Consider the following 12,801-nt stretch of genomic DNA (forward strand, 5'->3'; position numbering starts at 1 on the left):
GCACGAAGCCGCGCGCATCGGCATCACGTCGGTCAGTTGGCCGAAGCAGTATCTGTCCGCCAAGGGGCAATACGAAACCAATCTGGCGCGCGCCGCGGCAGCTAGCGCGCAGTGAGCGGAGGAGGGATCAGATGAGCTCCGTGGCAAAGGTCATCAAGCGGGACTGGCTGGACTGGCCGTTCTTCGAACAACGCCACCACACGATCGGCGAGCGGCTCGACCGCTTCGTGCAGTCGGGGGTTCTCGACACAATCGATCACGGCGATGTCGACGCCGCCTGCCGCAAGCTCGTGCGCGCGATGGGCGATGCGGGGGTGCTCGATTGCGCGGTTGCGGCACCCGACGGCGATGCGACGACGATCGATTCCCGCTCGATCTGCCTGTCGCGCGAGTCGCTGGCCTATGCCGATGGCCTCGCCGATTTCGCCTTCGCCATGCAGGGGCTCGGCTCCGGCGCGATCGCGCTCGGCGGTTCGGCTGAGCTGCGCAAGGCCGTGCTGCCGAAGGTTCGCTCCGGCGAATGGCTTGCGGCCTTCGCGCTGTCCGAGAAGGAGGCGGGGTCGGACGTCGCGGCGATGTCCTGCACCGCGCGCGCTGACGGCAACGACTACGTCATCGACGGCGAGAAGACCTGGATCTCCAACGGCGGCATTGCCGACGTCTACACGCTGTTTGCGCGAACCGGCGAGGCGCCGGGCGCGCGCGGCATCTCGGCGTTCGTCGTCTTTCCCGATGATCCCGGCTTCGGCATCGCCGACCGCATCGACGTCATCGCGCCGCATCCGCTGGCGACGTTGCGCTTTGCCAATTGCCGGATCCCGGCGAGCCGTCGCCTCGGCGCGCCGGGCGGCGGGTTCAAGCTCGCGATGCAGACGCTGGATATTTTTCGCGCGTCGGTCGCGGCCGCAGCTCTCGGCTTTGCCCGGCGGGCGCTCGACGAGGCGCTGTCGCACGCGCGCAGCCGGCGCATGTTCGGCGCGACGCTGGGAGATCTCCAATTGACCCAGGCCGCGCTCGGCGACATGGCGACCGACACCGACGCCGCCGCGCTCCTGACCTATCGCGCGGCCTGGCGCCGCGATGTCCAGAAGCTTCCGACGACGCGCGAAGCTGCAATGGCGAAGCTGACGGCGACCGAGACCGCCCAGCGCGTCATCGATCGCGCGGTCCAGATGTTCGGCGGACGCGGCGTGCGCAAGGGTGAGGTCGTCGAAAGCCTCTACCGCGAAATCCGGGCGTTGCGCATCTACGAGGGCGCGACCGAGGTGCAGAAACTGATTGTGGCGCGCGATCTACTGAAGTCGCGCTGAGACGATAGAGAGAGACCGATGAGTGTGATGAGACAGCCGGGCGCAGCGGCTCCCGACATGGCGAACGGTTTGCAGGTGCTCCAGCCCGGCGGCTGGCCGCAGCCAAAGGGATATGCGAACGGCATGATGGCCGACGGGCGCCTCGTCGTGACCGGCGGCGTCGTCGGCTGGGACGTTTCAGGCCGGTTTGGCGACGGATTTGTTGCACAGGTCCGCCAGGCGCTCGAAAACATCGTCGCGATCCTGGCCGAAGGCGGCGCGCGGCCGGATCATCTGGTTCGCCTGACCTGGTATGTCGTGGACATGGACGAATACGTCTCCAATCTCAAGGCGCTTGGCAAAGCCTATCGGGAGGTGATCGGCACCCACTATCCCAGCATGGCGCTCGTTCAGGTCGTGCGCCTTGTCGAGCCGGCAGCGCGCGTCGAGATTGAAGCGACGGCTGTCGTCCCGCGTTGAAGGACTGCGGCCTAGAGTGCCCGTTCGACGTGGGCTCGGATCATTTCGCGCGATGTCGATCCAGCCATGCCTGAGTTTCGCTGGGGCAACTCAGCGGCTGGACATTGGCGTGGTCTTGATCCGCTCCCGCAGACGCTGGAACGTCACGTAGAGCGTCGGGACGAGAAAGATGCCGATTGAGCTTGCCGCAAGCATGCCCGCAAATACGGCCGTCCCGACGGCTCTGCGGCTGAGCTCCGCCGCACCGGTTGCAATCACGAGCGGCAGGAGGCCAAGGATGAAGGCGACCGACGTCATCATGACCGCGCGAAAGCGCATATGCGCGCCCTGGATGGCGGCGTCGTCGAGCGCCACGCCCGCTTCGCGTTGCTCCTTGGCAAATTCGACGATCAGAATGCCGTTCTTGGCGGCGAGCGCGATCAGGACCACGAGCCCGATCTGGCCGTAGAGGTCGAGATTGAGGCCGGCGAGCTTGATGCCGACATAGGACCCGAGCACGCCGACGACGACCGACAGCAGCACCGGGATCGGGATCACCGTGCTCTCATAGAGCGCCACCAGGAACAGGTAGGCAAACAGCACCGCGAGCATGAGCACGATGCCGGTCTGGCCGGCGGCCTCTTGCTCCTGATAGGCGGTGCCGGTCCACGCGAAACTGTAGCCCGCAGGCAGCACGGTGTTTGAGATTTCCGCCATTGCGGCCATCGCGGTTCCCGAGGAGATGCCCGGCGACGGGCTGCCGTTTACCGTCACCGAGCGATAATTGTTGTAGCGGGTGATCACCTGAGGCCCGGTCACGATCTTGATCCCGGCGAGCGACCTGATCGGGACCATCTGGCCGGCGCCGTTGCGCAGATAGATCCGCCAGATGTCCGAAATATCGGCGCGATCGAACGCTTCGCCCTGAACGTTGACCTGCCAGGTGCGGCCGAACAGGTTGAAGTTGTTGACATAGATGCCGCCGAGCGTCGCCTGCAAGGCGGTGAAGATGTCGCTGACCGTCACGCCGAGCGCCTGCGCCTTGCGGCGGTCGATGTCGAGATAGACGGACGGATTGGTCGCAGTGAAGGTCGAAAAGACACGCGCAAGCCGTGGATCGGCGTTGGCTGCACCGATCAGCGCCCCCGTGACGCTGGAGATCGCGGCCGGGCTCTGTCCTTCCAGCGCCTGAAGCTGGTATTCGAACCCGCCTCCGGTGGAGAGCCCAATGATCGGCGGCAGATTGAACGGCAACACGTTGGCCTGTCGAATCTGTGCGCCGGCTGCGAAGGTTTGCCGGATCAGCGCCTGCACGGAATCGGCTGCCGCCTTGCGATCGGAAAACGGCTTCAGGCGCGTGACCACCAATGCGCTGTTCGGCTCGGATGCGCCGTCGAGCAGGGAAAAGCCTACGATGGCGAGGACGTGATCGACGGCGGGGATCTGTTTCAGGATATCCTCGATCTGTTGGGTGACCTCGCTGGTTCGCGCCACCGATGCGCCGTCTGGCAGTTGCACCGAGGTGAAGAAGRCGCCCTGGTCTTCCTCGGGGAGGAAACCGGTTGGCGTGATCAGCGACATGCCGAAGATACCGGCGGCAAGGACGGCGACGAGCGGCAGTGAGAGGCCCGCTACGCGCAAAAGCCGGCGGACGCCGCCGCTGTAGCGGTCGCGCAGCCAGTCGACGAAGCCGAGGACGCGCCCCATGATGCCGCGCCTGGGGCCGGTGTGGCGCAGGAACAGCGCGCACAAGGCGGGCGACAGCGTCAGCGCGTTCAACGCCGAGATCATCATCGCGGCGCTGATCGTCACCGCAAACTGGCGAAACAGCGTTCCGGAAATGCCAGGAATGAATGCGATCGGTACGAAGACCGAGAGCAGCACCAGGGTGATCGCGATGATCGGCGCGGTGATCTGGGTCATGGCCTTCTTGCTGGCCTCGGCGGGGGAAAGGCCCGGCTCCTCCTCCATCACCCGCTCGACGTTTTCGACGACGACGATGGCGTCGTCCACCACGATCCCGATGGCGAGCACCATGGCCAGCAGGGACACCGTGTTGGCCGAATAGCCCAGCACCAGCAGGACGGCGAACGTGCCGATCAGGCTCACCGGAACGGCAACGGCCGGGATCACCGTGGCGCGCAGATTGCCGAGGAACAGGTACACCACGATCACGACCAGAATGAAGGCCTCGCCCAGCGTCCGCAAGACCTCCGTGATCGTGTCGCGCACGAAGCTCGTGGAATCGTATTGCACGAGATAGCTCAGGCCGGTGGGGAAACGCAGCGACAGCCGCTGCATCGTCGCCGCCACGGCCTGTGCGGTGGTCATCGCATTGGCGCCCGGCGCCAGATAGATCGCGACCGGCACGGCCGCGCGGCCGTCGATCCGCGCTTCGCTGTCGAGATTTTGCGCACCCATCTCGACACGGGCAACGTCCTTCACGAGCAGTGACGAGCCGTCCGGGTTGGCACGCAGCACGATATTGGCGAATTGCTCGACGGTGGCGAGCCTGCCCAGGGTCTGCACATTGAACTGGAGCTGCTGGTCGTCGCTGATCGGACGTGCTCCGATGCGACCCACAGGTGCCTGGACGCTTTGCGTGCGGATCGCGGCAATGACATCCGATGGCGTGAGATCGAGGCTGGTGAGTCGCTGCGTATCGAACCAGATCCGCATCGAGTAGTTCATCTTGGCGAACAGGTTCGCCTGGCCGACGCCGGGCGTACTGGCGATCGCATCGAGCACGTTGATGATCGCGTAGTTGGTGATGAACAGCGGATCCTGCTGGCCATTGGCGCTGTAGAGCACCAGGAATTGCAGGATCGACGAGGACCGCTTGTGCACCGTCACCCCCTGCTGCTGCACTTCGGTCGGCAGTTGCGACAGTGCGCTCTGCACACGGTTGTTGACGTTGACGGTATTGATGTCGGGGTTGGTGCCGAGCGCGAACGAAACCGTCAGCGTGTAGCTGCCGTCATTGGCGCTGGTCGATTTCATGTAGAGCGCGCGGTCGACGCCGATGATCTGCGCCTCGAGGGGTTGGGCGACGCTGCTCTCGACCACCTCGGCGGATGCACCGGGGAAGTTGCCGGAGACCGTGACCTGCGGCGGCACGATGTCCGGAAATTGCGCCACCGGAATCTGCATCAACGCCAGCGCGCCGGCGATGGTGATGATGAAGGCGATCACCATCGAAAGCCGCGGACGATCGATGAAGACGGCAGATATCATGGTTTGCGGTCCAGCGGGCGGCTCGTGCCGGAGGCGCCGTGATCCGCTTGCGGAGCCGTGCCGTCTGCGGCAGCCTTCATGCTCGAGAGGATCAGCGGACTTGCCGGTCCCGGCGAAACGATCTGGCCGGGACGAACGCGCTGCAAGCCCTCCGCGATGACCTTGTCGCCGGCCGCAAGTCCGGCGATCACGGCGGCGATGGTCGTGGTCGATTGTCCGAGCTGGRCGCGGCGCTGCTCGGCCTTGTTGTCGGCGCCGACAGCCAGCACATAGTCGCCCTGCTGATCGGAGAGCACGGCGGCGCGCGGGATTGCCAGCACCTCGATCGGTTGGACGCCCTCCAGCACGACGGTGACAAACTCGCCGTCGGTGAGTTCGTGGACGATGACACCAGCCGCCGAAGAAGCCCGCAGGATCGGATTGCCGATATCCCCGCGTACGGTGATGGTATCGGTGCCCTGGGCGATGGTGTTGTCGACGAAATTCAGCTTGCCGGAGTGGCCGTACATGCGGCCATCGGGCAGTCGCAGCCTGATCACCACCGCGTCCAGGCCGCCCTGTGGTCCGTATCGTCCCCGCAGCTCGAGCCCCTGGCGGAGCGGCACCGGGAAGGTGACATACATCGGGTCCTGGCTGACGATGGTGGTCAGCACGCCCGAGCTCGGACCGACGACGTTGCCTTCCGTCACCGCCGTGCGTCCGATCTTGCCGGCAATCGGCGCGTTGATCATCGTGTAACCGAGATTGATCTGGGAGGCCTGGACCAGGGCTTGCGCGGCTTGCACCTGGGCTTCGAAGCTGAGCTGGTTGGCGATCGCTGCATCGTAGGTGGATTGTTGCCCGGCAGGGCCTCCGAGCAGGGTCCGCGCGCGTTCGGTCGTCAATTTGGCATTCTCGAGCGTTGCCTGAAGCTGCGCGACCTGCGCCTTTTTCGATGCGAGATCCGCTTCGAAGGGACCACGTTCGAGCCGATAGAGCTCATCGCCTTCCTTGATCTCGGCGCCCTCGTCGAACAGGCGCTTGTCCAGAAATGCCGTCACGCGCGCGACGACGTTGACCCGATTGATCGCCTCGATCCGTCCAAGAAATTCGCTGGTCTCGGTGATCGGCCGCCTGGTCGCTTCCACGACGCCGACCGCAGGGGCTCCGGCCCCGGCGGGTTGGGTCCGCGCGGTCCCACCGGCGATGATCGTCAGGAGAGTTGCCGCCAGCAGCCTGATCGGGACGCCAGCAAGGTTCATTGTCCGCTCCTTGCTCCAGACTTGAGAGCCGGGCCGGGTCTGTGCTTCACCAGCGCCTCGTTACTCCCGTCGTGTCCGATCGTTGCGCGCGGGTTCGTCATAACCCTTGCGACGGCTATAGAACATCAGCGCAATCAGGCCGCAGCCGAACACCAACATCAGGATGACGGCCCCTCCGAGGATGATGTTGCGGTAGAGCGGCATCGATGGAGTTGCCTGCCATACCGACACGCAGAAGGCGGCTGCCACCACGAGAAGAGCTATCAGAGCGGCCCACAGGAGCCATTGATTCGCGTGGCGCACGATCGCCTCCATCGCCCGGGTCGGGCCTGCATCGCCTTCGTGTCAAATCTGCTGCCAGCGGATTGCGCAAGTTGAGAGGGGCTTCCTAGCGCCACCGCCATCCGCAACGACGACGACCGCGATGCCACCAGCAAACCCATCGGCGCCTGCGCGGCGGTGGGCGGCCCCAGCCTGGACGAGGCGGCGGTCCCCACTGCGCTTGCCAGAGTAGCGGCGGTCGTCCCCAACCGGGGGCAGGGCCCCAGGCGGGAGCGGGCGGTCCCCACCACCCCGCTTGCCAGCGCGGTCGCGGACGAGCCCAGCCCGGACCAGGTCCCCAACCGGGACCGGCCGGGGGTCCCCACCACTGAGCTTGCGTCAGGAAGTCCGACGGCTCGCTGGCCTGGCCAAGATCGTGGGCAATCGGCATCGCTTCCGCAGTCTCAATCAGACGAACTCCGATAGCGCCGATCGCCGCGGCAGCAACGGCATTCTGAGCGAAGCCAAGGAAAGCTCGACGGGTGGGAGTGTCCATCATCATCTTCTCCTTCGTTCGTTACGCAGCTCGCCGCACGGATTGAAGCGCATAAAGCAGCCACGCCAGGCCGTGCGAGATCAGGTCGACGCCAAGCAGGAATCCGAGGGCCCAGACGCTGATGGTCGGAAAGCCGAACAGGATCAGCACGCCCGCGAGCAGTCCGAAGATGCCGGAGATCAGCATCATCCATCCGTTCTGTCGCCAATGGGCGAAGCTCAGCACGCATCGAATGACGCCCGAGGCGAACAGCACCGCGCCGAGGAAATAGGTGAGGATCAGGGCACCGGAAGCCGGCTGGGTGAGCAGCACAAGCCCGAAGGCGAGATAGAGCGCGCCGAGAACAATCTGCCACAGAAAACCGCCCCATCCTTTGGTCCAGAAGGCATGGGCGATCTCGAATGCGCCAGCCGCGATAGCCGTCAGCCCGATCAGCTTGACGCTGATGATCGTCGCGAAGACCACGTCACTGAGAGCCGCGATGCCGGCGACGATCATCACGATGCCAAGGAGAGCGCAGACCCACAGCGGAGGCGAGCCCAGAACCCCGATGTCCGACCGGCTGTCATAGACCGTCATGCCATCCTCCTGATCCGCGCGATGATCGGCACGCTTGGGATGGTAGCTTCGAGCCCGCGCGGTCGACATCCGACGAAACCCTGAGCGACGGGGTGGGAATGTTCGCGTGGGCCCAACCGGACTCCAGCGATCGCGCGTGAAATCGCTGTTGCGAGCTATCGGCTGCCGCGCGGGCCCAGCGTCAGATTGGTGACGCCGGCCGCGAGATTGATCCCGATCGACCGCTCGATCGACAGCGGCTGCAACATCACACTCCTGCGCGAGCCGCCGATCAGGACGTTGGCGCCGAGACCGGGGCCGAATGCGAGGCTGCCGCTCGCGCCGACATAGTTGCCGCGCAGGGTGGCGGACCCGATCCGCGAGTTCTTGGCGAGCACGGCCCAGGACAGGGAGCCTGCACTGGTCACGCCGAGATCAAGGCCAACGCGCCGGATCCGTCCCTCATAGATGAACTGCCTCGGCGGGTTTCTCGCGAAGAATGTGCAGCGCAGTGACTGCGCTGATCCGAGCACAAGCCCGACGCGCGGGGTGCTCAAGCAGAGGAGCCGGCCGACCCTGAACGTTTCGGCGCGCGCGGGCAGGTTGGCGATGCATAGCAGCGCGGATGTGCCGAAGACTGCAACAAGTCGTGTCATCCGCATTCAGGCCTCCACTTGGCTGTTGGTGTCGGAGGGCGCAATCCTCGGTCGGCCGTCCTGGCGGAGCCAGAACGTAATGCCGAGGCCGATCAGCAGCACTGCGCCCAGCAGGAAGAAGAAGACGGACTGCTTCAGCCAGGATATCGCCGGGACCGCGACGCCCATCGCCAGGCCGAGGAACGAGATTTGCAGCGATAACAGGCTGACGCCGGCAAGGAACGTGCCGAGTGCGAGCAACGTCAGCAGGACCAGGCCGGTTGCCGGTGTCGGAAGCAACTGCTGGACGCCCGAGACCAGTATGATGTTCATCGTGACCAGGACGGCAATCCAGTGCAGCGCCTGGGTCCAGATCAATCGGAGCTGGGTCTCTTTGCCCTGGGTTTCCGGCCATTTGGTAACGACGCAGACGACGCAGATGGCAAGCGCCAGGAATTCCCAATAGCCGACGAGAGGCTGGTGGGAGACGTTGGTATAGGCGACCCCTCCGATAGCGAGCACCAGCGCCACGATGTAAGGAAGCTGCTGCCACAGGAAATGAGCCATTCCGGAACGATACGAGGGAGGCTCGGTACCCACGTTTCGTTGTACATCGATCTTGCTCATGGCCGATCCACTCTCGATCTACCGCCGTTGAACGTCTGCTTGAGGTCATCGCCAAGGTAGTCCTCGACGTAGAATCGGATGATTGCGACACGGCCGATCGCGACCAGTGGCATCGCCAGTGCGATGCCCAGGACGCCGAACAGCGCGCCCAGCATGACAATCGCGACCAGCGTCCAGGCAGGAGGGATCTCGACCGCCTGACGCTGGATCAGCGGGCCGATCACATAGCCTTCGACCGACTGGATGATCGTGTAGATCAGGACGGCCCAGATCAGCAGGGAACTGCCGAGCGGCATTGCGACCAGCGCGATCGGAATTGCGGCCACGATGGGTCCGAGATAGGGAATGAAATTGGACAGTCCCGCCTGCAATCCGAGCACGAAAGGACCGGGCAGCCCGATGAGATAGAGTGCGACCCAGACCCACAGCGTCATGAGGATGATGCGGATGAACTGTCCGACCAGCCACAGCCGCATGACGGTGCCTATCTCGTCCATGACTGCCCTTGTCCGCGCGCGATAGGACTGCTTCACCAGCATGACGAGGCTATCGCGATGGCTGTTCGGATCGAAGGCAAAGAGGATCCCGAGGAACAGGATCACCAGYGCGCCGGTCAGAAGAGTTGAGGCTCCGCCGAGCAGAAATTGAGCGTGGCTGAGAAATCGGCCCTGATCCGAGAACAGCCATTGCGCGAAGTCGCGGCCCCATTCCGGGCCAAGGAGGTCAACGCCATATGACAGGAGATGCTCCTGCAGGACGTCGATCTGGCTGTCCATGACCTTCAGCAGGAGGCGCGTCTGCTCCGGCAGCTTGCCCGCACCCCAGACGATTCCAAACCCCGACAGAGCGGAGAACAGCAACAGGACCAGCGTCAGTCGCCAGGCGCGATTGAACGGAAGGACCGGCGCCAGAGCCCTCGCGCACGCGTCCAGAAATGCGGCGAACAACACGCCTGCGAAGATGAGCAGGAGACTGGACACCGTCTGCCACGCCAGGAACAGGCAAACGCACGCAGCGAGCAGCGTGAGACCGGTCGCGAGCATGCTGCGCCGTGCGTCGTTCTCCGGCCGGCCGGTGGAATCGTCGCGTTGAACGACCTCGTGGAGCTTCTCCGGTCCTGTCCTGGACTCGCTCATGGATCGGTCCAATCGCTGGAGTCGACGATCGTCTTTTGCACCTAGGTCCGCACGCGCCGGCTGCCATAGTGCGGATGCTTTCCGCCGCGGTGACGCCAGTAACGGTGCTTCGTCGGGTTCGTATTGGTGTTGGGCGCTGCGCTCTTCGGTGCCGGCGCGCCGGCATCTTTTTGGGCAGACACGCCGGTCTCGGTCGGCTGGGCCGGCGACAGGGTTGGACATGCGGAGACCGCCACCAATCCGCCGAGGATCAAGGCGCCACAGATGGCCCGGGTGCTCATATCCGCCTCCATGTAACCAGGGACAAGGACTCAAATCGAGATGGCTCCGGTGGCCAGCGCGTAGACGCCGGCGCATGCGGCGATCGTGATCGCTGCAAAAAGGATGATTTCGAACGGCCTGAAGATCGCTTCCTTGCGCTCGCGCTTTGCGAGTAGGAACAGCACCGTGCCGGGTGCATAGAGGATCGACGACAGCAAGAGAAACTTGGGCCCGCCTGCGTAGATCATGCCGGCCGCGTAAAGTGTCGCGATGGCCGAGCGGATCCAGTCGACGACGCGGGCGTGCTCGCCGGCGTGATAGGCCTCGCTGGTCCAGGCGAGCTTCAGGCCGTACGCCGCAACAAAGAAATATGGGATCAGCGTCATCGCGCTCGTCATCTTCAAGGCAAGCGTGAATGCGTATTCCGCAAACCAGGTGACGAGCAGAAAACTCTGGATGACGCAGTTGGTGAGCCAGAGTGCGCCGGCAGGGACCTTGTGCACGTTCACCGTGGCGAGAAAGGAGGGCATCGTGCGGTGGATCGCGGCGGAATGTAGGATCTCGGCCGCCAACAGCGACCAGGACAAGTAGTTGCCGAGGACCGAGATCAGCAGTGCCACACTGATGAACACGCTGCCCCAGCGGCCGACGACCGCTTCCATCACGCCCGCCATGGATGGTGTCGGTAGATCCGCCAGCTCCGCTCGTGGCAGCACGCCGTACGACAGGAGCGTCACGAGGACGAGGAGGCACAGAACCGTCAGAAAGCCGGCAAGGGTTGCGAATCCGACGTCGGCGCGGCTCCGGGCGTAGCGGGAGTAGACACTCGCGCCTTCAATTCCGACGAACACGAACACCGTCAGCAGCATCGTGCCGCGAACCTGCGCGACCACCTTCGAGACGTCCGGCTGCTCCGTCCCCCAGAAATTCATGGAGAAGAGCGTGCCGTCGAAGGCGATGATGGCGACGACAATGAACAATAGGATCGGGATGATCTTGGCGTAGGTCGCGATCGTATTGAGCGCGGCCGCTCCCGTGATGCCGCGCAGCAGCAGAATGTGCACTCCCCAGAGCAGGACGGTCGCCGAAGCGATCGCCACCGGCGTTGTGCCATCGCCGAAGATCGGGAAAAACTGTCCGAGCGTCGCCTTGATCAAGACGAGGCAGGCGACATCTGCAAGGCAGCAACCGATCCAGTATCCGACCGCCGAAGCAAAGCCGATATAGTCGCCAAATCCGGCCCTGGCATAGGCATAGATGCCGGCATCGAGGTTCGGCTTGCGTTGTGACAAGGTCTGGAACACGAAGGCGAGCATCAGCATGCCCGTGCCCGCGATGGCCCAGGCGATTATCGCTCCGAGCGCGCCCGTGGTCCGTCCGAACGCTGCAGGCAATGCAAAGATACCGGAACCGACCATCGACCCGATCACGAGCGCGATGAGCGCATTCCGGGAGAGCCCTTGATCGGCCTGGCTCGATGGAGGCGCCATGGTGCAAGCTGGCCTTCCAATCGGAGATCGGGCAGGCGCGACAAGCCGTTGCGACGGTGCAGCGCCGGCCACCCCTTGGCAAAGACCTTAGGAGCAGCCCTTCTGCTCGAACATCAGTGATTCTATGTAGAGAGCAGTGGCAGGAAACCAGTAGGCTGGACCTGGTCCGGCCAGCCTCGTCTTTCCTCAGTTGCGACCGGACGAAAGTCCGGGAGCGGTATCGGCCACAAACACGAAGCTCGACCGGACGAATTCCCCGGCCTTGGCAAGCTCTTCTGCAATGCGCCGGGCATGCAGCATCGCCGCGTCCTGGTCAACGTGCTCGCATCCGCTCTCGTCCGGCGAGAGGCCGTACCTGTCGACGATGTGAAAGAAGTAGCGCATGTCGGCCGATTAGGCCGGAAATCGACCCGCTTCCAGTGACAAATGCGTAAGGGTCGTAATCAGAAAGACGAACGCAAGCGGCAGCTCCATCTTGCGATTCTGTAAGGCGGAAAATCGCCGCAAGCTGAAGGGCAGGCGTGCCGAATTTGCAGGCCGAGTAGGGTGATCTTGCCCCCGGGATATCAGGTGATTGTCCGATATCCGTGCGAGGGCAGAGGGATAGGGTTGCTGCCTCCCAACGGCTCCGCGAGGAGGCAAGCGATGTCAAACTACGATCAGAACCTGGCGACCTCTGACGCAATCGCGATGGACGCTGGATTGCGCGGCTACATGCTGCGCATCTACAACTACATGGCCGCCGGCGTCGGCTTGACCGCCGTTGTGGCGTGGCTGACCTACCAGCTCACCGGTCCCGCATTGCTGCAGAGTCCGTTGATGTGGGTCTTCATACTGGCGCCGCTCGCGCTGGTCTTTTTCCTAAGTGCGCGCATCAATACGCTGTCGGCGGCGACGGCGCGGCTCCTGTTCTTCATCTATGCCGCGCTGGTCGGTGTCTCGCTCTCGATACTGCTGCACATCTACACCAGCGCCTCGATCACGCGCGTGTTCTTCATCGCGGCCGCCATGTTCGGGGCGCTCAGCGTGTTCGGCTACACCACAAGGCGTGACC

Annotated in this window: 14 protein-coding genes; 3 read left to right on the forward strand and 11 right to left on the reverse strand. The window is 64.1% G+C overall.

Annotated features, from left to right (window positions below; genetic code table 11):
- The first annotated feature begins 131 nt into the window (after window positions 1–131).
- Together AC1D00_RS08105 and AC1D00_RS08110 are read left to right on the forward strand one after the other, a co-directional pair.
- Complete coding sequence (locus tag AC1D00_RS08105) at window positions 132–1,310, forward strand: acyl-CoA dehydrogenase family protein (protein ID WP_477010296.1); 1,179 nt, start codon at window positions 132–134, stop codon at window positions 1,308–1,310.
- An 18-nt stretch (window positions 1,311–1,328) separates the two neighbouring features.
- Window positions 1,329–1,769 (forward strand): RidA family protein, encoded by a 441-nt coding sequence (locus AC1D00_RS08110; RefSeq protein ID WP_027548852.1) that lies wholly within the window; start codon window positions 1,329–1,331, stop codon window positions 1,767–1,769.
- A gap of 90 nt (window positions 1,770–1,859) precedes the next feature.
- On the opposite strand, the gene AC1D00_RS08115 is transcribed toward AC1D00_RS08110, so the two are convergent.
- The 11 genes from AC1D00_RS08115 to AC1D00_RS08165 all read right to left on the reverse strand — a co-directional run bounded on the left by AC1D00_RS08115 (window position 1,860) and on the right by AC1D00_RS08165 (window position 12,131).
- A complete protein-coding gene (locus AC1D00_RS08115; protein ID WP_477010297.1) occupies window positions 1,860–4,982 on the reverse strand; it encodes an efflux RND transporter permease subunit in 3,123 nt (1,040 codons plus the stop codon).
- Window positions 4,979–6,223 carry an efflux RND transporter periplasmic adaptor subunit gene (locus AC1D00_RS08120; protein ID WP_477010298.1) on the reverse strand — a complete coding sequence of 415 codons (1,245 nt, stop codon included), beginning with the start codon at window positions 6,221–6,223 and terminating at the stop codon, window positions 4,979–4,981. Before AC1D00_RS08120 ends, AC1D00_RS08115 begins: the two co-directional genes overlap by 4 nt.
- 60 nt (window positions 6,224–6,283) lie before the next feature.
- Entirely contained in the window at window positions 6,284–6,538 is a 255-nt protein-coding gene (locus AC1D00_RS08125) for a hypothetical protein (protein ID WP_477010299.1), read from the reverse strand.
- 73 nt (window positions 6,539–6,611) lie between these two features.
- The gene (locus tag AC1D00_RS08130) at window positions 6,612–7,046 is read right to left on the reverse strand and encodes a twin-arginine translocation signal domain-containing protein (protein ID WP_477010300.1); all 435 of its coding nucleotides are present in this window, start codon (window positions 7,044–7,046) and stop codon (window positions 6,612–6,614) included.
- A gap of 15 nt (window positions 7,047–7,061) precedes the next feature.
- Window positions 7,062–7,619, reverse strand: a complete 558-nt coding sequence (locus AC1D00_RS08135) for an HdeD family acid-resistance protein (RefSeq protein WP_167770477.1) — start codon at window positions 7,617–7,619, stop codon at window positions 7,062–7,064.
- Window positions 7,620–7,774: 155 nt separating this feature from the next.
- Complete coding sequence (locus tag AC1D00_RS08140) at window positions 7,775–8,260, reverse strand: DUF992 domain-containing protein (RefSeq protein WP_027548848.1); 486 nt, start codon at window positions 8,258–8,260, stop codon at window positions 7,775–7,777.
- Window positions 8,261–8,860: a hypothetical protein gene (locus tag AC1D00_RS08145; protein WP_135172836.1), complete on the reverse strand. Its 600-nt coding sequence runs from the start codon at window positions 8,858–8,860 to the stop codon at window positions 8,261–8,263. It abuts the gene before it with no gap.
- Entirely contained in the window at window positions 8,857–9,996 is a 1,140-nt protein-coding gene (locus tag AC1D00_RS08150; protein ID WP_477010301.1) for an AI-2E family transporter, read from the reverse strand. The genes AC1D00_RS08145 and AC1D00_RS08150 overlap by 4 nt, the downstream gene beginning before the upstream one ends.
- 41 nt (window positions 9,997–10,037) lie before the next feature.
- Window positions 10,038–10,277 (reverse strand): hypothetical protein, encoded by a 240-nt coding sequence (locus AC1D00_RS08155; protein ID WP_135172838.1) that lies wholly within the window; start codon window positions 10,275–10,277, stop codon window positions 10,038–10,040.
- 30 nt (window positions 10,278–10,307) lie between these two features.
- Window positions 10,308–11,747, reverse strand: a complete 1,440-nt coding sequence (locus tag AC1D00_RS08160; RefSeq protein ID WP_135172839.1) for a basic amino acid/polyamine antiporter — start codon at window positions 11,745–11,747, stop codon at window positions 10,308–10,310.
- 186 nt (window positions 11,748–11,933) lie between these two features.
- The gene (locus AC1D00_RS08165) at window positions 11,934–12,131 is read right to left on the reverse strand and encodes a DUF6894 family protein (protein WP_135172840.1); all 198 of its coding nucleotides are present in this window, start codon (window positions 12,129–12,131) and stop codon (window positions 11,934–11,936) included.
- A 261-nt stretch (window positions 12,132–12,392) separates the two neighbouring features.
- Between AC1D00_RS08165 and AC1D00_RS08170 the strand changes: the two genes are divergently transcribed.
- A partial coding sequence (locus AC1D00_RS08170; protein WP_477010302.1) for a Bax inhibitor-1/YccA family protein occupies window positions 12,393–12,801 on the forward strand: 409 nt, incomplete at its 3' end.

It is taken from the genome of Bradyrhizobium sp. P2_E8 (assembly GCF_056403875.1).